The following is an 18430-nucleotide window of genomic DNA, read 5'->3' as shown; positions in this document are numbered from 1 at the left end:
ATGCATGGCCTGATCTGCAAATCCGTCGAAGGTTTCGTGATCGCCAATCACGGAACGGCCGCCTGGGAGCGCGTCCGGCGCGATGCGGGTCTGCCGTTCGAACGGTTCGAAACGATGCGCCTCTACGAGGACGGGCTGCTCGAACAGGTGGTCGCGGCCACTGCCGCACGGCTCGACCGCAAGGTGCTCGGCCTGATCGAGGATGTCGCCCATTGGGTTTGCGTCCATCCGCCGCTCGAACCGGTGCGCCGCCTGATCCGCTTCACCGGGGCGACCTTCGAGGACCTGATCCTCGCGCTCGACGAGATCGAGGATCGCGCGCGCATGGCCGTGCCGGATCTCGAATTGCCGAGCTTCCGGGTCCGGGAACTGGGCCCGGATGCCTTTCACGTGGACAGCGAATGGACGATGCCGGGGGCCTCGGCGATGCTGACGGGGGTCCTGCGGGCGATGTCGGACGATTACGGCTGTCTTGCGGTGATCGAATCCGCCGGCTTCCAGCGCGACGGCGCGGTCTGGCGCGAGGCGATCACGATCCACCTCGTGGCGGAGGGTCATCATCCCGCCCGGCGTTTCGATCTGGGGGCGGGCGCGGCATGACGGCCCATAGCCTGCCCACCGCGGTCCTGGACGCGCTGCTGCCGCTCGCGCTGTTCTTCGACGCGGATGGCCGCGTCACCCATGTGGGTCCGGCCTTCGAGCGGATCGCCCCGAACGCGGCCGGACGGCCCCTGGCGCAGGTGCTTCGCCTGCGCCGCCCGGCGGGACGCGCGTCGCCGGCGGCGCTGCTCGCCCGCGCGAACCGGCGCCTCGCGATCGAACTGGCGGGCGAGGCCGGGGAAGGCCCGCCCTCGCGCTTTCGCGGCATGGCCCTGCCGTTGGGCGACGGGGGCGGCCTTCTGCGCCTGGGGCTCGGCACCGATATCCGCGCCGTCGTCGCGCGCCACGATCTTTCGGCGCAGGACTTCGCCGCGGTCGATCCGACCGTCGAGATGCTGTTCCTGATCGAGGCGCAGGCCGCCGTCCTGACCGAGTTCCAGCGCCTCGGCGACCGGCTCGAAGTGGCGCGCGAGACGGCCGAGACGCTCGCCGTGACCGACAAGCTGACGGGCCTCGGCAATCGCCGGGCCGTCGATGGCCATCTGGCGCGGCTCTCGCGGATGCGGGCGCCGAAATTCGGGCTGATCCATCTCGATCTCGATCATTTCAAGGCGGTGAACGACACCCATGGACACGCCGCGGGCGACAAGGTGCTGGAACGTGTGGCCACGATCCTGACCGAGGAGGTGCGCCGCGGGGACATGGTCGGGCGCGTCGGCGGGGACGAGTTCGTGCTGATCCTCGAGGATTGCATCGACGTCGCCACGCTGGAACGGATCGCGGAGCGCATCATCGCGCGGATCGAGCAGCCGATCGACTGGCAGGGGCATCCCTGCCGCATCTCGGGCAGCATCGGCATCACGGTGTCCAGCTTCTACGATCCGCCCGAACCCGCGCGGCTGATGGCCGATGCGGATGCCGCGCTCTACGCCTCGAAACACGCGGGCCGGTCCCGCCATTCCGTCGCGCGCCCGGACGCGGCCTGACGCTAGGCAGGCGCATTCCGGCTGCGACCGACGCACGTCTTGCCGCCCGCACGCAGTTTCGCGCGAGGCGCCCGATGACGATCAAGACCGAGGCTAGAGTGACCACCACGGCGCAGAGTGAAGCTGGATCGCGAAAGCGCCCCGGCGCGCGGCCGCCAGACGCTCCCGACGCGGCGCGATGATGCGCGTCGGAGACCCGGGGAGGCGTCGCTTGGGGAGGTGGAGTGATTGTACGACAGCACAGCCGCGCATCAATTAGCGGCGCGAAGATCTCGATGTCGATGTTGGAGAATTGGCAGCCCGTAGGGGAATCGAACCCCTCTTTCCAGGTTGAAAACCTGGCGTCCTAACCGATAGACGAACGGGCCGCGCTGGCGTGAGCGGTGTTTAGAAGAGGGTCCGGGGGGCTGCAAGCCATTTTTCGGCGAAAATTCGGGCCGTCCGGTCAGTCCTCGGCGGCCGGATCGGCGACGTCTTCGAGCTTGAGCTGAACGCTCTCGCGACCCTGCCAGCGATTGATCTCGATCCGTCCCGCGACATGCAGCGGCGCCCCCGCCGCGCGGTCCACGGCCTGCGAGATGCCCGATGCGCCGGCGCGGAAAGCGATGGCGTCCAGCCGGATCGGGCCACCATCGCTGAGCGTCAGCCTGAGATGCCCGTCGCCCACCGGCTTCGCATGGACCACGCGCAGCGACGGGAAGGCGAAGCGCGGCGCGGCGGCGCCTTGGCCGAAGGGGCCCGCCGCCTCCAGCCGGTTGACCAGCTCGACGGTCGCGGCGCCGGGCATCAGCGTGCCATCGATGCGAAGCTCGCCCGGCTGGCCCAGCGTGGCGCCTTGCCGCGCGATCAGCTCGCCCAGCCGCGCCATCGCGCCCTCGATCTTGCCGGCCTCGACCGTCAGCCCGGCGGCCATCCGGTGGCCGCCGCCCTTGACGAGCCAGCCTTCCGTCGCCAGCCGCTGGATCGCCGCGCCGAGATCGACGCCCGCGACCGAGCGGGCCGAGCCCTGGCCCAGCCCGTCCTCGCGCATCCCGATCACGACGGCGGGGCGGTGCATCGCCTCCTTCAGGCGCGCGGCGACGATGCCGACCACGCCTGGATGCCAGCCCGGCCCGGCGGCCCAGGCGACCGGGCCCGCGCGATCCGCGGCCTGCGCCTTGGCGTCCTCGGTCACGCGGATCTCGATCGCGCGCCGCTCCTCGTTGAGCGCGTCGAGGCGCTGCGCCAGCGCCTCCGCCTCCGCCCGGTCTGCAGTGGCGAGCAGCCGCGCGCCAAGATCCGCGGCGCCGATCCGGCCGCCGGCGTTGATCCGCGGCCCGAGCAGGTAGCCCAGGTGATAGCTCGACGGCGGGCCGTCCGTCCGCGCGGCATCGGCCAGCGCCACGAGGCCCGGCCGCTGGCGGCGGGCCAGCACCTTCAGGCCCTGGCTGACCAGCGCCCGGTTTACCCCCGTCAGCGGGGCGACATCGGCCACGGTGGCCAGCGCCACGAGGTCCAGCATCGCCATCAGGTCGGGACCGGCCCCGCCAGCCGCCTTCATCTGCCGGTTCGCCTCGACAAGGACGAGGAACACGACCGCGGCGGCGCAGAGATGCCCGAGCGAGGCGTCCTCGTCCTGCCGGTTCGGGTTTACGACGGCCAGCGCGGGGGGTAGCGTCTCGCCACCCAGATGGTGGTCGAGCACGATCACGTCGGTGCCGTCCGCCGCCGCCAGCGCGTCGTGGCTAAGCGTGCCGCAATCGACGCAGACGATCAGGTCATGGGCTGCCGCCAGCGTCGCGATCGCCGGAGCGTTGGGGCCGTAACCCTCCTCGATCCGGTCGGGCACGTAGAGCGTCGCCACCCGGCCCTGCGCGCGCAGCCACCAGACCAGAAGCGCGGCAGAGGCGCCGCCATCGACGTCGTAATCGGCGAAGATCGCGATCCGCTGCGACCGCGCTACGGCCGCGACCAGCCGCGCGGCGGCCGTCTCGGCGTCCTTCAAACCGCGCGGATCGGGGAGCAGGTCGCGCAGCCGCGGCGCCAGGAACCCCGCCACACCCTCGGGCAGGACGCCGCGCCGCGCCAGGTGCCGGGCCAGGGCGTGGGGATGGCCGGCCTGCGCGATGGCCTCGGCCAGCCGGTCCTGTTCGGGCGAAAGCCCGGTCCAGCGGCGCCCGGTGGCGGACGCGGCGACGCCCAGCCACGGCGCCTGCATCGTCAGGGCTTGGACGAGGTCGGGTTGCGGTAGATCATGCGCCGCACCGACCCGGTCTTGGACCGCATCAGGATCGTCTCGGCGGTCAGGTAGCCGACCTCGCGCTTGATGCCCGCGAGGATCGAGCCGTCGGTGACGCCCGTGGCCGCGAAGATCACGTCCTGGGTCACCATGTCGTCGCGGGTGTAGACCCGGTCGAGATTGGTGATCCCGGCCTTCTTGGCGCGGCCGCGCTCGTCGTCGTTGCGGAAGGTCAGCCGGCCGAACATCTGCCCGCCCATGCATTTCAGCGCCGCGGCGGCCAGGACGCCCTCGGGCGCGCCGCCCGATCCCATATACATGTCGATCCCGGTCTGCGCGGCCTCGGCGGTGTGGATGATGCCGGCCACGTCGCCATCGGTGATCAGGCGGATCGCGGCATGGGTCTCGCGGATCTCGGCGATCAGCTCCTGGTGGCGCGGACGCTCCAGCACGCAGACGGTGATGTCCTCAGTCGAGCAGCCCTTGGCGGCGGCCAGCGCGTTCACCCGCTCGGACGGGGACATGTCCATCGTCACCACCCCGGGGCGGTAGCCGGGCCCGATGGCGAGCTTGTCCATATAGACGTCGGGCGCATGCAGCATCGAGCCGCGCGGGCCCATCGCGATCACGGTCAGCGCGTTGGGCATGTCCTTGGCCGTCAGCGTCGTGCCCTCCAGCGGATCGAGCGCGATATCCACCTCGGGGCCATTGCCGGTGCCGACCTGCTCGCCGATGAAGAGCATCGGGGCCTCGTCGCGCTCGCCTTCGCCGATCACGACCGTGCCGTTGATGTCCAGCATGTTGAGCTGGTCGCGCATGGCATTCACCGCGGCCTGGTCGGCGGCCTTCTCGTCGCCGCGGCCGATCAGGCGGGCCGAGGCCAGCGCCGCCGCCTCGGACACGCGGGCCAGGCCCAGGGACAGCATCCGGTCGTTGAAATCGGTCTTGGGCATGGGAAGGGTCCTGTTGGTGGCGGTGTCCCGGGGATAGGTCGGGGGCGGGCAGGGGGCAAGCCTGCGCGTCCGGTCAGACCCCTTCGGAGGACTGCGCCCAAAGATTAAGGCCCCGCTCGCCGCTCAATTCGTCGATGCGGGCCAGTTCGTCTTCGGAGAAATCGAGATTGCCGGTGGCGCCCGCGCAATCGGCCACCTGCTCGGGGCGCGAGGCGCCGATCAGCGCGCTGGTGACGCGCCCGCCGCGCAGCACCCAGGCCAGCGCCATCTGCGCCAGGCTCTGCCCGCGCGCCCGGGCGAGGTCGTTCAGCCCGTTCAGCGCCGCGACCATCTCGGGGGTGACGCTGTCGGGATCGAGCGACTTGCCCTGCGTCGCGCGGCTGCCCTCGGGGACGCCGCCGAGGTATTTCTTCGTCAGAAGCCCCTGCGCCAGCGGCGTGAAGACGATCGAGCCGATGCCTTCCGCCTCGAGCGTGTCTAGAAGCCCGTCGCGTTCGACCCAGCGGTTCAGCATGTTGTAGCTGGGCTGGTGGATGACGCAGGGCGTGCCCAGCTCGCGCAGGATCGCCGCCGCTTCGCGCGTGCGCTCCGAGTTGTAGCTGGAGATCCCGGCATAAAGCGCGCGGCCCGAGCGGACGATGTGGTCGAGCGCACCCATCGTCTCCTCCAGCGGCGTGTCGGGATCGAAGCGATGCGAATAGAAGATGTCGACATAGTCGAGGCCCATCCGCTTGAGCGACTGGTCGCAGGAGGCGATCAGGTACTTGCGGCTGCCCCATTCGCCATAGGGGCCCGGCCACATCAGGTAGCCCGCCTTCGACGAGATGATCAGCTCGTCGCGATAGCCCGCGAAATCCTCGCGCAGCATCTGCCCGAAGGCCAGCTCGGCCGCGCCCGGCTCGGGGCCGTAATTGTTGGCAAGGTCGAAATGCGTGATGCCGTGGTCGAAGGCCGTCCGACAGATCGCGCGCTTGGTCTCGTGCGGGTTGTCGTCGCCGAAATTGTGCCACAGTCCCAGGCTGATCGCGGGCAGCTTCAGCCCCGACCGCCCGCAGCGGCGATAAGGCATCGTCTCGTAGCGGTCGGCGGCCGGGGTGTAGCGCATGGCGGGGTCCTCAGGCGGTCTGGATCTGCAGGGCCACGGGCTCGCCGCGGACCACTTCGGTGGCGGTCACGCCCTGCAAGGCGCGCGCCAGGTCGTCGGGCGCGCAGGGGTGCGTGACGATCAGGACCGGCGCGTCCTCGCCCGGATGGTCGTATTGGCGCATCCGGTCGATCGAGATCCCGGCCTGGCCCAGCACCGTCGCCACGCGCGCCAGCGCGCCCGGCTCGTCATGCAGCGTCATGCGCAGGTAATGCGCGCAAGGCGTCGCGGCCTCGGCCCGGCGGGGCGCGGCGAGCGTCGCGGCGGGCTGGCCGAAGACCGGCAGCGTCAGGCCCCGCGCGATGTCGCAGACATCGCCCATTACCGCACTGGCGGTCGGGCCTTCGCCCGCGCCCGCGCCGCGCAGCACGATCTGGCCCACCGCGTCGCCCTCGATGACCACCATGTTGGTGCCGCCTTCGAGCTGGCCCAGCGGGCTGTCGGCGGGCACCAGGGTCGGGCGCATCGACTGCTCGATCCCCGCCGCGGTCCGGCGCGCCTCGCCCAGCAGCTTGATGCGGTAGCCCATGTCGCCCGCGCGGCGGATGTCGTCGATCGAGACGCGCTCGATCCCCTGAAGCTGGACGCCGTCGAAATCGACCTGAACCCCGAAGGCGATCGCGGCGAGGATGGCGAGCTTGTGTCCGGCGTCGATGCCGCCCACGTCAAGCGTCGGATCGGCCTCCAGGTAGCCCAGGGCGCGGGCCTCCTCGAAGACCTCGGCATAGGGCAGGCCGGCGCTTTCCATCCGCGTCAGGATGTAGTTGCAGGTGCCGTTCATCACCCCCGAGACGCGGCTGATGGCGTTGCCCGCCAGCCCCTCGCTCAGCGCCTTCACGCAAGGAATACCGCCCGCCACCGCGGCCTCGAAGCGCAGCGCAACGCCCGCCGCCTCGGCGCGTTCGGCCAGCGCCTGGCCGTGCAGCGCCAGCATCGCCTTGTTCGCGGTCACCACCGGTTTGCCCGCCTCGAGCGCGGCCTCGGTCGCGGCCTTGGCCGGGCCGTCCGAGCCGCCCATCAGCTCGACGAACAGGTCGACGTCGTCGCGGCGCGCCAGCGCGACGGGGTCGTCCTCCCAGCCGTAGCCCGACAGGTCCACGCCCCGGTCCTTCCCGCGCGAGCGGGCGGAGACGGCGCCGATCGCGATGGCCCGTCCCGTGCGCGCCTCCAGCGCCGCGGCATGGGCCTGCACGATCTTGATGACGCCTGTGCCCACGGTGCCGAGGCCCGCGATTCCGAGGCGGAGGGGGTGGTCATTGCGGCGCGCTCCGTGGCTGGGCTGGTCGCGGGCAGGGGTAGCCGGTCGGGCCGGGCGGTGCAACGCGGGCGGGCGTCAGATCTCGACGGCGCGCAGCGCCTCCGCGCGGGCGCGAAGCGCGGCGCCGCGGGCGTCGAGGTCGCTTGCGGGCGGCGGGGCGACCCCGCGGGCGCGCAGCAGAGCCGCGCGGCGCGCCAGCGCGGCCTGCGCCGCTTCGGCGCGCGACGGGATGGCCGCGCGCGCCAGCAGCGGGTCCAGCGGCACGAGCTGCGGCAGCGTCTGCGCCAGCGCCGTGGCCGAGATCGTGCCCTCGGGGCGCGGCAACTCGGGCGCGCAGGCGGTCAGCAGGACGAGGACGGGCAGGGCGCGGATCATGGCGCGGACGGTAGGCGGGGCCGCGCGGCGCGACAAGCCGCTTGAAATTGGCCGCTTGGAATTGAACGCCCGTTCGATTTAGATCGCCCCATGGCGCGACCCAGCGGATCCGATGCCGGCGTGACCGGCCCGCGCGTGCGGCAGGCGGCGGAGCGGCTCTTCGCGCGCCACGGCTACGCCGCCGTCTCCATGCGCCAGATCGCGGCCGAGGTCGGGATCGGGGCGGGGGCGCTCTACCACTACACGCCGGACAAGCAGGCCCTGCTCGCCGGGCTGATGCGCGACCACATGACCGAGGTCCTGGCCGGCTGGGCGGCGGCCGATCCCGGCGGCGACCCGGTCGCGCGGCTCGACGCCTTCGCGCGCTTCCACATCCGGTTCCATCTCGACCGGCCCGACGCGGTGTTCATCGCCTACATGGAGCTGCGCTCGCTCGAGCCCGCGAATTTCGCCGAGATCGAGCGGCTGCGCCGCGAATACGAGGCGGTGCCGCAGGACATCCTGCGCGCGGGCGCGGCGTCGGGCGCGATGCGCGTGCCCGACGTCAAGCTGGCCGGCATGGCGCTGATCGCCATGCTGACCGGCGTGAACACCTGGTTCCGCGAGGGCGGGCGGCTGGACCGCGGGGCGGTCGAGCGGATCTATGCGGGCATGGCCCGGGGGATGGTCGGGGCCTGAGCGGCCCCGGTCCCGGCGGTGCGCGTCATGCGCGCTCGGAATACTCCATCGTCTCGGTGTTGACGACGATATCCTCGTCCTGGCCCACGAAGGGCGGCACCATCACGCGGATGCCGTTGTCCAGAAGCGCCGGCTTGAAGCTGTTGGCGGCGGTCTGGCCCTTCACCACCGGCTCGGTCTCGACGATCTTGCAGGTCACCTTCTGCGGCAGCGTCGCGTTCAGCGCCTCGTCCTCGTAATACTCGATCTGGACCATCATGCCGTCCTGCAGGAAGGGCCGGCGCTCGCCCAGGATCTCGGCATCGAGCTCGACCTGGTCGTAGGTGTCGGTGTCCATGAAGACGAGCTTGCCGTCGGTTTCGTAGAGGAACTGCTGGTCCTTCTGCTCCAGGCGCACGCGTTCGACCTTGTCGGCGGAGCGGAAGCGTTCGTTGAGCTTCGAGCCGTTGCGAAGGTTGCGCATCTCGACCTGCGCGAAGGCGCCGCCCTTGCCGGGCTTCACGTGGTCGACCTTCACGGCCGTCCAAAGATGGCCATCATGTTCCAGCACGTTGCCGGGACGGATCTCGTTTCCGTTGATCTTGGGCATGTCGCTCGCTCGCTGACCGGGTGTTGGCGCCCGCATAGCGCTGCGTCCTGCCACGGGCAAGCCGCGCGGGGCGGGTCAAGAGCGCGGAGTCGATCCCGAACGTGAGGATTCCGACGAAACTATGACGAAAACTTGAAATGATCCGGTCCGGCACCATATGTTGCGTCAGGTTCGCGGGGAGAGCGACCAGTACTGGTGTGGGCCTGTCAGCAGATATCCGCTGAGTGCAAGTGGGGTATTCGCAAAATGCATAGCCCGAATCGTATTCGGGATGTTAGGCGGGCCCCTCGGGGAAGATGCAAGAGCCATAATGGAGAGTGCGGGAATGACCGATTTCGTCGATGCCACGGCGTTCAATTTCGAGCAGGGCCAACGGGCCCGGAAGCTGTTTGCCGCCGTCGTGCTCGCCGCGCTCGACGATGCGATTTCCGATGACAAGAAGTACGGCAACGGCCCGGATCAGATCGCCCGCTGGGCGCGGTCGCGGGACGGGCGCGAGGTTCTGTCCTGTGCCGGAATCGATCCGAACGAGCGCGTCGTCTCGGGTCTCATGGAATTCGTGAGCCGGGGCGTTCGCACCTCGGTCGCCCTCTCCCGCGAGGAGAGCGAGCGTCGTCAGGCCGCCGAGCTTGCCGAACTGGCCGAGGCCGCGCAGGCCGCCTGAGCGCCGCGAGGCTGGGACAAAAAACGCCGCGCAGCCAATCGGTTGCGCGGCGTTTTTCATGTGATGCTGCGGGTGTCGGTTCGCCCGTCAGTCGAATTCTTCCGAGTTCATCATCTGCCGCAGCTCGCGCCGGACCAGCTTTCGCACGTTGCGCGTGATCCGCTCGCCCAGTTCGCCCGCAAGCTCCTGGCGCACGATCTCGGCGATCAGCTCGCGCAGCGCCTCGTCGCCCGACATCGCGTCCGACAGGTCCGAGAGATCCGTGTCCTCGGAACCGTCCTCTTCCGGGGCCGCGTCTTGCGCGGCGGCGGTCTCGACGGCGGCCGGTTCATCCGCCGTGGTGTCCACGGGCGCCTCCGGCACCGGATCATCGTCCTCCGCCATGCCGTGAACGAAGCGCGGCGGGGCGGGGTCGCCGACCGGCTCCGCGGTCCGGGCGTCGAGGCCCGTCACCTCGCCCACTGGCGCGATCTCGGTTTGGTAGTCCTCGTCCTCGGCGTAATCCGCGGGCGCGTCGTCCGGCGTGGCCGGGCGGGCCTCCCAGCCTTCGATCGGCGACGCCTCCAGGTCGCGCGTCAATTCGGCCGCCTCCTCGGGCAGGGCATCGGTGAACAGCCCGGCATCGCGGCTGTCGCGCTCTTCCTGTGCGAGGGTTCGGATCATCTGGAATGGGTCTTCGGGTTCGGTCACGCGCTGCGTCGGTCCGAGGACCAGCGCTTCGGCGTCCGCCGCGTCCGACGCGGGCCCGTCATCGCCTCCCAGCGCGGCCTCGGCCGGATCGCTGGCCACCAATCGCCGGATGGAGGACAGCACGTCCTCAATGTCATGTGACTGCGCCATGTCCGTCTCCGCTCGAACCTCGCGCGATCTTCTGCCGCGCCCCTTTCGAAAACCCTAGCACGTCACCCCCGGGGCGCGTCCATGTCGGGCGCGCCCGAAGGGCGAAGCCGGCGTTCAGTTGCGACCGAAACGCCGCAGCACGCTGTCCAGACGGCCGCCCTGCTGGGAGGGCGAGATCGCCGGCGCGTTGGAGACGAGGTTGTAGTAGACGGTTGGATCGTAGCGCTCGACCGACAGGCCCAGATGCTCGGTGGTGAGCAGGCCCATCGCCGCCAGGACGCGGTAGACCGCGACCTGCGCGTCGCTTTCGGCCTGCAGCTGGTCGACCCGCGAGTCGAGCAGGTCCTGCTCGGCATCGAGGACATCGAGCGTGGTGCGCGCGCCGAGCGACGCCTCCTCGCGGAAGCCGTCGAAGGCGACCTGCGCAGCGCGAACCGCCTCGCGCGTGGCGATGATCTGGGCCTGCGCAATCTGCAGCCCGGCCCAGGCCCTGCCGACGCCGTCGGTGATGATCCGGCCCGTCTGTGCCAGCTCGGCGCGGGAGGCCTGCGCCAGCGCGATGGCGCGGCGGTTCAGCGCCGAAAGGCGGCCGCCGTTATAGATCGGGACGTTCCCGGTGATCGACACCCCGCTCGTCAGCGTGTCGGGGCGCCCGTAGCTCACGTTCGCGCCGAGGTTGATCGTCGGAAGGCGATCGGCTTCGGCCGCTTCGGCGAGCAGGCGGCTGGCGGTGACCTCGTGCTGGCCGGCCAGGATCAGCGGGTGGATCTGCAGCGCCAGGGCCTGCGCACGGTCGACCGTGGCGGGAAGCTGCGGCGCGGGCGGCGGCGCGGCGAGGAAGGCGTCGGGCAACTCGCCCACGGCGAGGCGATAGATCTCGCGCGCGATGTCCACCTGCCCGCGGGCGCCGGCCAAGAGCGAGCGCGCGGTGGCCAGGCGCGACTCGGCCAGGGCGACATCGGTCCGCGTGACCTCGCCCACCTCGAACCGGTCCCGCGCGGCCTGAAGCTGCTGGCTGAGCAGGCGCTGGTTGCTCTCGCGCACATCGACGGTCCGGACCGCGAGGCGCAGGTCGAGGAAGGCCTCGGCCGCGTCGAGCAGCACGTTCTGTTCCTGCTGCAGCAGCCCGTAGCGCGCCGCCAGGACCGCCTCCTTCGCCGCGCCGATCCGCAGGTAGCGCTGGCCGCCATCGACCAGCGTGTAATCCAGAAGCAGCGAAAGCGACCCGCCGGTCGTCGTTGTGGTGCGCACGTCGCCGACATTGGTGTTGGTCTTCGAATAGGCCGCCTGCGCGCTGATCACCGGCCGCAGCGCGGAAACCGCGACGGCCACGTCTTCGTCGGTGGCGCGCAGCAGGAAGCGCTGCTGTTCGAGGAGCGGCGAGGACCGGTAGGCCTGGATCAGCGTGTCGGTCAGCGTCTCCGCCATCGCCGGGAGCGCCGAGGCGAGGGCGACTCCGAGTCCCAGAGCCGCACCGCGCATGCTAGATGTCCAATTCGTCATGTCCCGTCCCTCCCGAGGGTCGCGGTCACAAAAGAAATCCGCGCTGTTCTTCGAACCCCGGCAGAACCGGAGCGGTGGCATTGAATGCGAAGCGCCAGGCCATGCGGCCGTCGATGCGGCGGCCGAGGCGGGTCTCGCCCAGCCGGCCGGTCATGAAGATGGCGGCGATGCGCCCGCCTTCCTTCAACTGATCGGTCAGGGCGTCGGGGATCCGCTCGACCCCGCCCTCCACAAGGATCACGTCGAAGGGGCCGGCCTTGGCTGCGCCTTCGGCCAAGGGCCCCTGCAGCACGGCGGCGTTCATCACCTCGTCGGCGGCCAGGGCGGCTTCGGCCTCTGCGGCCATGGCCTCGTCCTCTTCCAGCATGACGACGGAGTCGGCCATGCGCGCCAGCACGGCGGCGGAATAACCCAGCCCCCCGCCGATGATCAGGACCTGGTCGGCGCGGTCGATATCCAGCGCGTCCAGCATCTTGGCAAAATTCCGCGCGTCCAGCATCTCGCGCCCGCCGCCCAGCGGGACCGGCGCGTCCATATACGCAACCGGCTTGGCGGCGCCTGGCACGAAGGCTTCGCGCGCGACGTCGAGCATCGCGGCGATGATCGGGAACTTCGTCACGTCGGAAGGGCGGACCTGCGTGTCCACCATCATCGTACGCAAGGGGTGCTGGGATATCGCCATCGTCTATCTGAACTCGCCGGTTCATTGTTCTTTCGCCTCAGAAAGCACGAATGCCCGGCGCGGCGCAACGCCAAAGCCCGGCCGCGGACGCTTGCGGGCGGTCCGGTGGCGCGCTATGGCAACGCCCATCCCCGGCGGCGAGTTGGCGGAGTGGTTACGCAGCGGATTGCAAATCCGTGCACACCGGTTCGATTCCGGTACTCGCCTCCAGACCTTCCCCGAACTGCTTCTTTTCGCTGAAGTTTCGTCATCGCGCGAAGGTATCGGCGTTCTGCCCTTAGTAGCGCTCCTGCGCGTCCTTCGGTGGCCCGAAGTCGCGACGTCGATCCGGGGATGTGGGGGCGGGCCGCCGCGAGGTTGCGGACAATCCGCCAACTCTGTTGACGAACTCCGTCCGGCTCGGACGGCGGGTCAGCGCGGAACCGGCCGGATCGCCGCGCCGGAGCTGTCACTGAAGCGTTGCGGCCTCGAGGGCCGCCTTCGCCTCCGCCACGGATGCCCCCTCCAGGGTTAGGGACTGCATCGGCGAGAAGACGAGGCGCGCGCCCTCGGGGGCGGGCTCGACCCGCGCGAGGCCTTCCGCTACCAGCGCCGCCGCGAGTTCGAGGCGGTGCCCGTCGCCCCAGCCGCGCAGCACGTCATGCCCCGCACCCTCCGCGATCGAGATCGTCACCGCGCGCGCGTCTGGCGCGATCACGTAGAGGTCGTCCCCCGCGCCGCCGGACAGCGTCAGCCGCCGCCCCTCCGCCTCCAGCCGGTCGTCGCCGCGCGATCCGGTCAATGCGCCGCCCCCGCCGCGCAACACGCCGCGTTCGACGTGGAGCGGCAGCGCATGCGCGCCCCAGGCGATCAGCTCGTCCACCCCGCCATCGGCGGGCTCCAGGATCACGGTCTCCGGGTTCGCGATGATGTAGCGGTCGGGCCCCGGCCCGCCCGCGAAGCGCATCCCACGGCCGTCATCCTTGAAGCGGCTGCCGATTGGCTGGGCCGTGACGACGCCATCGCGATCGCCGTCGCGTTCGGGCGCGTCGGAAAGATCGGCCCGCGCGGCGCGGATATCCGTGCCCACCGGCCAGCGCGGGCGGACCTGGTCCGGCGTCAGATCCGCCGCCGCGGTGTCGCGCAGGATAACCGTCTGCGGCCAGAACGGATCGGCCGGCGCGGTCAGCCACAGATCCGGGCCGACCTGGGTCAGCCGCGACAGGGCGTCCTCGGCGCTGGCGAAGGGAAAGCCATCGAGCACGAGCCGGTCATCGGGCCCGAAGCCCGCGATGATCTTGTTCTCGCGCCCGCGCGCGATGCGGATCTCGTCGGCCCCGCCCGACAACTCGACGAGGTCAAACCCGGCCCCCGGCGCGATGATGTCGTCGCCGCCCGTGTCGCGGATCACGCTGTCGCGCGGATCGAAGGGTGCGTCCCCCCGCGCCATGTCCAGCACCAGTGCCGGGCGCAGGGCGCGCAGGGTGATCGACCGGATCGCGAAGTCGTTCTCGGGTGCGAGCACCGCCTCGATCGCCCGGTCCGCCGGCCACCATCCGCCGCGCGCGGTGAACTGGTCGTTCGCGATCACGTGCATCGGCGCGCGCACGTCGGCGGGCGTGGGCATGCGATAGATCTCGCGCAGGCCGGCGCGGTCGGGGCCGAAAAAGAAGACGATCTCCTCGGGCGTCCAGAGCGCGGCCCAGACGTGGAAGGCGTCGTAGATGCCGGGCGCGTCGTGCTGGCGCGACAGGGTAAAGACGTCCCGGTCGCCTCGGGTCTTGGCGCGCGGGATCCGTGCGACCGGGTCGGGGTCGAAGCGATTGACGAGATCGGTGTCGTGAACCGCGGCACCGGTCTCGTCGAACGCGTCGAAGATCACGGCGGTGTTGAAGGTGGCGTCCTTCGGCGTGGGCTGCGCGATGCCCGCGCCATAGGCCTCGAAGATGTCGATCTCTGGCGGCCAGCCGCGCCCCGCGAAGGTCAGCCAGAAGGCCGGCCAGCGGCCGCGGCCGCGCGGGATGCGGGCCTCGATCTCGAACCAGCCGTAGGTCTGGGCCCAGGTCTCGGCCGTGGTGATCTGCGCCGTCGCGAAGCGGACCTTGTCGGCGCGCCCGCCCTGGCCGCTGCGGCGCAGGTAGTCGCCCACGGCCGCCCGCGCGTCCTCGGAGAGCGGGACCGTCCGCAGCGACAACCCGTCCTCGGTCACGACATGCAGGGGCGGCAGCTCCGCGTCGATCCCGGGCGGCATCACGCCGCGGTCCAGGAAGACCGTCTCGGCGGCGTTGGTCATCAGGACCTGCCGCCGGCCCAGCGTCGACCAGAGGCCCCGCCGACCGTCGAAGCGCGACAGGCCGTCCGCGAAACGCTCCTCGAAGATCGGGACCGTGCCGGACAGATCGGGCGGCGCCGCCGCGGCATGGGCGGAAACAAGCGCGGCGAGCAGGCCCGCGGCGAGGGGGGGCAGAGACGCGCGCCCGGATCGGTTAGGGAAGGCCATTGGCGCGGGCTCCGTGGGTCTTGGGCGCGATGTCGATGGCGGCGCGGCCGCCCGGGCCGGGGCCCCGTCCCGAAACCAAACCACTCGGATCCAGATGACCGCAACCTCGCCGCCCCCGAGCCTCCCGAAGAGGCGGAGAAGCTCCACCCCGGCCCGCGAGCCCGGCGCGCGATGACCGTCGCCGCCGCCGGCATCCCCGCGCCAGGCGCGACCGAGCGGGCCTTCTGGGCGCTGGCCGACGTGACGCTTCTCTGCCTCGTCCTGGCCGCCGCCTCGGACATGCTGATTCAGCTCGGGCCCATCCAGTCGCTGGCCTGGATGACCTGCTACGGGCTGGCGCTCCTGCGGATCGGGATGACCTGGCCCGCCATGGTCCCGCTGGCGATGCGCAGCGGCGCGGTGATGGCCTATCCGGCCGTCTGCCTCGCCTCGACGCTGTGGTCCGGAGCGCCGGCCGGCACGCTGGTCTCGGCCCTTCAACTCGCGATGACGGTGGTGATCGCGGCCTATCTGGGCTGGCGCTACTCGATCACGGTGCTGCTCAAGGGCGTCGCCGTCCTGCTGACCGCCGGATCGGCGCTCTCGCTCCTGCATTGGGCGACGGGGGTCTTCCCCTGGCCGATCTATACCGAGGCGGGTGGGCTGTCCGGGCTTTACGCGCACAAGAACATGCTGGGCCAGCGCGCGCTCTTCTGTCTCGCGGCACTGGCGGCGGTCCTGCTGATGCGCCGGGCCGAGGCGGGGCTCGTGTTCAAGGCCCTGGCGCTGGGCGCGCTGGGCGTGAACCTGCTGGCCCTGGCGCTGTCGAAATCGGCCACCTCGGTGCTCCTGCTGCCGGTGATGATCGGGCTGGTGCTGCTTCTCTGCGCCCGGCGGGTCCCGTCGGTCCTGGGCATCGCGATGGTGGCGGTGGCCGTCCTCGGGCTGGCGCTCACGCCACTCGGGCTCGCGCTCATGGGGATTCACCCGGTCGAGGCGGTGCTGTCCGCGGTCGGCAAGTCCAGCACGCTGACGGGCCGGACGCTGCTGTGGGACATCGCGATGGACGTGCACCGCGACCACCCGGTCCTCGGCACCGGCTACCGGGCCTTCTGGATGGCCCCCGAATTCGCCAACGGCCGGGTCCTGACCTACGAGGCGGGCGCGCGGGACGCCGCGTCCTTCCACAACTTCGCGCTGGAGATCCTGGTCTCGGTCGGCTGGCCCGGCCTGGTGGCGATGCTGGCGACGATCTTGCTGGCGGGCCAGCGCCTGCTGCGGCTGTTCCTGCGCGACGGGCAGCCGGCGGTCGCCGGGGCGCTGGCGATCCTGGTCGGCATCGTCGTCGCCTCGCTGGTCGGTGCCTCCCTCTTCCGCCCCCACGAGATCATGATCGTCCTCCTCGTGGCCTTTGCGGTCTCGGCCGGGGAGGACCTGCGCCGAATGCCGGTTGCGCCCGCACCCGCCGGCCGGGCCCGCCTGGGACGCGCCTGACGCAGCAAACCGGCTCAGGCGACGCCCGCCGCCGCAGGGCGGAAGCGCGGCCACGGCGTCTCGCGCCCCAGAAGCGTCTCCAGCCGCTCGACCTCGGGGGCGAACATCGCCGTCAGCCGCGCCTCGGTGTCGGGCCTCATGGGCGCCACCACCTCGCGCAGGCGCTCGCGATTGGCGTCGCGCATCTCACGGATGCCGGGCAGGGCCTTCGCGGTCTCGACCGCCCGGCCCAGCCCCGCGCGGCGGGCGGCGTGGCCGAGCCGCCAGAGCGTTCGCCCGAGCACCGGGTTCCGGTAGCGCACGCTCTCGTTGGCGCGCCGATCCAGGAAATCGGCGATCGGCGGCAGGCCGAGCGCGTCGGTCACCCGCCGCGCCGCGGCGGCGCGGTCGGCCCGGATTTCCTCCTGGAACAGGACGTGGATGCGTGCTCGCGGGAAGGCGTCGAACCAGCGGGACAGATGCGTGGCGTAGCGCCCTTGGTCGACGTAGAGCGGATTGTTGTCCAGCGCGGCCTCGAAGGCGACGTTCGCGCCCGAGACATGGCCTTTCCGCACCTCGTGGAGATGGTTGGAGAACGCGCGCGCCACCGGGTCCCGCAGGCAGACGAGGATCTGCAGATCCGGGTTGTAGGCTGCGGCGCGGTCGGGCGCGGCGGGATGGATGAAATAGGAGGGCGAGATCTCCCCGCGGTGACGGCGGGGCCGCCCTGATACAAAGCGGCGCTCGTACCACTCGTATCCCCGGTCGAACCGGTAGGAGAAGAAATCGACCTCCTTCTCGTCGCTGACCCGCAGGTCGGGGCATTGCGCCAGCACGCCGTAGAGCCAAGTCGAGGCGCATTTTTGGGCCCCGATCCCGATGAACGTCGCCTGGTCTGGTCGCATCACGGACCTCCGGATCCCAAGGAGCGCGCCGGGACGGGCCATTTCGGCGCACTGGCGGCTCCCGAACGTGTCGCATCCGCGCCATATCCCGCCCGGCCCGCGATTCCGCGAGGGCTGCGCCAATCCGAGCCGAATTCCAAGTGCGATATTCGACGCATCGATTTCGAAACGGAACCGATGACGCTTTCCCGCCTTTCGTTCGCGTAATTCCGCCAATGCCCCGACGCGCATTCATCATTCTCTTGAGAACCCGATCCCGGACCCTACGGTCTCCAAGCGTCAGCTGACCCGAACGCAATTCGGGCAGATCCCCGATCGGAGTTCCGAATGAGACCATCAGAGTCCCTGTTCCGATACGATGGAACCCCCGAGGAGGCCGGCGTCGCAGACCGGCCCTTCGATGCCTTCGCGAAATGGGGTTTCGACCTGGGCATGGCCGTCCTGCTCCTGCCGATCCTCCTGCCGCTGATCCTCGTCCTCTATGTCCTCGTCCGACTTGATGGCGGGCCGGGGTTCTTCGGGCACGAGCGGGTCTGCCGGAACGGACGCCGCTTCAAATGCTGGAAGCTTCGCACGATGGTGCCCGACGCGCAGGCCGTGCTGCGGCGGCATCTGGCCGAGAACCCGGCGGCCGCGGCGGAGTGGTCACGCGACTTCAAGCTCGTCGACGATCCGCAGAATCACGCCGCTCGGCGCCTTCCTGCGCCGCACCTCTCTCGATGAGCTGCCGCAGATCTGGAACGTGCTTCGCGGCGAGATGAGCTTCGTTGGCCCGCGCCCGATCACATCCGACGAGTTGCCGAAATATGACGGCTATGAATGGTGTTACCTGTCCCTGCGGCCCGGGATCACGGGCCTCTGGCAGGTGTCCGGTCGCAACGATGTCGATTACGACACACGCGTCCAGCTGGATGTCGAGTATCGCATGAACCGCAGCCTGAAGGGCGATATCGTGATCATGATGCGCACGGCGAACGCGGTGCTGGACAGCACCGGCCGCTGAGCCAAACCCCACGCCGCGCAAGCGGTCCCCGGGCGGCCGCGCGCCACGCCGGCAACACCGGTCGGTGATCCGATCACTTCGACGCGATGGACGTTGGTGGC

18 protein-coding genes and 2 tRNA genes are annotated in these 18430 nt (G+C 70.7%); 8 read left to right on the top strand and 12 right to left on the bottom strand.

Annotated features, from left to right (window positions below; translation table 11 throughout):
* Both P8627_RS01380 and P8627_RS01375 read left to right on the top strand, forming a co-directional pair.
* Positions 1-600, top strand: coding sequence for a heme NO-binding domain-containing protein (locus P8627_RS01380; protein ID WP_279965692.1), 600 nt, complete (start codon positions 1-3; stop codon positions 598-600).
* Complete coding sequence (locus P8627_RS01375; protein WP_279965691.1) at positions 597-1586, top strand: GGDEF domain-containing protein; 990 nt, start codon at positions 597-599, stop codon at positions 1584-1586. Before P8627_RS01380 ends, P8627_RS01375 begins: the two co-directional genes overlap by 4 nt.
* 293 nt (positions 1587-1879) lie before the next feature.
* Here the strand turns inward: P8627_RS01375 and P8627_RS01370 are convergent.
* From P8627_RS01370 to P8627_RS01345, 6 genes are all read right to left on the bottom strand, one after another.
* Positions 1880-1954: transfer RNA gene (locus P8627_RS01370), tRNA-Glu, on the bottom strand.
* 77 nt (positions 1955-2031) lie between these two features.
* Positions 2032-3783 carry a single-stranded-DNA-specific exonuclease RecJ gene (recJ, locus tag P8627_RS01365; protein WP_279965690.1) on the bottom strand — a complete coding sequence of 584 codons (1752 nt, stop codon included), beginning with the start codon at positions 3781-3783 and terminating at the stop codon, positions 2032-2034.
* A 2-nt stretch (positions 3784-3785) separates the two neighbouring features.
* On the bottom strand, positions 3786-4757 hold the full coding sequence (gene glpX / locus P8627_RS01360; protein WP_279965689.1) for a class II fructose-bisphosphatase: 972 nt from the start codon (positions 4755-4757) through the stop codon (positions 3786-3788).
* Positions 4758-4830: 73 nt separating this feature from the next.
* Positions 4831-5862 carry an L-glyceraldehyde 3-phosphate reductase gene (gene mgrA, locus P8627_RS01355; RefSeq protein WP_279965688.1) on the bottom strand — a complete coding sequence of 344 codons (1032 nt, stop codon included), beginning with the start codon at positions 5860-5862 and terminating at the stop codon, positions 4831-4833.
* 10 nt (positions 5863-5872) lie between these two features.
* Positions 5873-7117 carry a homoserine dehydrogenase gene (locus P8627_RS01350; protein ID WP_279965687.1) on the bottom strand — a complete coding sequence of 415 codons (1245 nt, stop codon included), beginning with the start codon at positions 7115-7117 and terminating at the stop codon, positions 5873-5875.
* A 117-nt stretch (positions 7118-7234) separates the two neighbouring features.
* Complete coding sequence (locus tag P8627_RS01345; RefSeq protein WP_279965686.1) at positions 7235-7534, bottom strand: hypothetical protein; 300 nt, start codon at positions 7532-7534, stop codon at positions 7235-7237.
* Between the two features lie 90 nt (positions 7535-7624).
* On the opposite strand from P8627_RS01345, the gene P8627_RS01340 reads away from it, so the two are divergent.
* Positions 7625-8212: a TetR/AcrR family transcriptional regulator gene (locus P8627_RS01340; RefSeq protein ID WP_279965685.1), complete on the top strand. Its 588-nt coding sequence runs from the start codon at positions 7625-7627 to the stop codon at positions 8210-8212.
* A gap of 25 nt (positions 8213-8237) precedes the next feature.
* Here the strand turns inward: P8627_RS01340 and efp are convergent, their stop codons facing one another.
* Positions 8238-8801 carry an elongation factor P gene (gene efp, locus P8627_RS01335; RefSeq protein ID WP_279965684.1) on the bottom strand — a complete coding sequence of 188 codons (564 nt, stop codon included), beginning with the start codon at positions 8799-8801 and terminating at the stop codon, positions 8238-8240.
* A 325-nt stretch (positions 8802-9126) separates the two neighbouring features.
* On the opposite strand from efp, the gene P8627_RS01330 reads away from it, so the two are divergent.
* Positions 9127-9465 carry a DUF6280 family protein gene (locus P8627_RS01330; RefSeq protein WP_279965683.1) on the top strand — a complete coding sequence of 113 codons (339 nt, stop codon included), beginning with the start codon at positions 9127-9129 and terminating at the stop codon, positions 9463-9465.
* An 87-nt stretch (positions 9466-9552) separates the two neighbouring features.
* Here the strand turns inward: P8627_RS01330 and P8627_RS01325 are convergent, their stop codons facing one another.
* The 3 genes from P8627_RS01325 to P8627_RS01315 form a co-directional block, all read right to left on the bottom strand.
* Entirely contained in the window at positions 9553-10305 is a 753-nt protein-coding gene (locus P8627_RS01325; RefSeq protein ID WP_279965682.1) for a hypothetical protein, read from the bottom strand.
* Between the two features lie 114 nt (positions 10306-10419).
* Positions 10420-11733, bottom strand: coding sequence for a TolC family outer membrane protein (locus P8627_RS01320; RefSeq protein WP_279965681.1), 1314 nt, complete (start codon positions 11731-11733; stop codon positions 10420-10422).
* A gap of 100 nt (positions 11734-11833) precedes the next feature.
* On the bottom strand, positions 11834-12460 hold the full coding sequence (locus P8627_RS01315) for a protein-L-isoaspartate O-methyltransferase family protein (protein WP_279965680.1): 627 nt from the start codon (positions 12458-12460) through the stop codon (positions 11834-11836).
* Positions 12461-12626: 166 nt separating this feature from the next.
* Here P8627_RS01315 and P8627_RS01310 point away from each other — a divergent pair.
* A tRNA-Cys gene (locus P8627_RS01310) sits at positions 12627-12700 on the top strand.
* Between the two features lie 238 nt (positions 12701-12938).
* On the opposite strand, the gene P8627_RS01305 is transcribed toward P8627_RS01310, so the two are convergent.
* Entirely contained in the window at positions 12939-14969 is a 2031-nt protein-coding gene (locus tag P8627_RS01305) for a LamG domain-containing protein (RefSeq protein ID WP_279965679.1), read from the bottom strand.
* 171 nt (positions 14970-15140) lie between these two features.
* Between P8627_RS01305 and P8627_RS01300 the strand changes: the two genes are divergently transcribed.
* A complete protein-coding gene (locus P8627_RS01300; RefSeq protein WP_279965678.1) occupies positions 15141-16442 on the top strand; it encodes an O-antigen ligase family protein in 1302 nt (433 codons plus the stop codon).
* Between the two features lie 14 nt (positions 16443-16456).
* Here the strand turns inward: P8627_RS01300 and P8627_RS01295 are convergent, their stop codons facing one another.
* Entirely contained in the window at positions 16457-17326 is an 870-nt protein-coding gene (locus P8627_RS01295; protein WP_279965677.1) for a sulfotransferase domain-containing protein, read from the bottom strand.
* Between the two features lie 327 nt (positions 17327-17653).
* Here P8627_RS01295 and P8627_RS17000 point away from each other — a divergent pair, with 327 nt between their 5' ends.
* Positions 17654-18049: a sugar transferase gene (locus P8627_RS17000; RefSeq protein ID WP_347882285.1), complete on the top strand. Its 396-nt coding sequence runs from the start codon at positions 17654-17656 to the stop codon at positions 18047-18049.
* Positions 17937-18329 carry a sugar transferase gene (locus tag P8627_RS01290; protein ID WP_347882305.1) on the top strand — a complete coding sequence of 131 codons (393 nt, stop codon included), beginning with the start codon at positions 17937-17939 and terminating at the stop codon, positions 18327-18329. The genes P8627_RS17000 and P8627_RS01290 overlap by 113 nt, the downstream gene beginning before the upstream one ends.
* The last annotated feature ends 101 nt before the right edge of the window (positions 18330-18430 follow it).

This window comes from Jannaschia sp. GRR-S6-38, from assembly GCF_029853695.1.
Classification (GTDB): Bacteria; Pseudomonadota; Alphaproteobacteria; order Rhodobacterales; family Rhodobacteraceae; genus Jannaschia; species Jannaschia ovalis.
The sequence above is the reverse complement of the archived record's forward strand: the minus strand, read 5'-3'. Positions and strand labels throughout refer to the sequence as shown.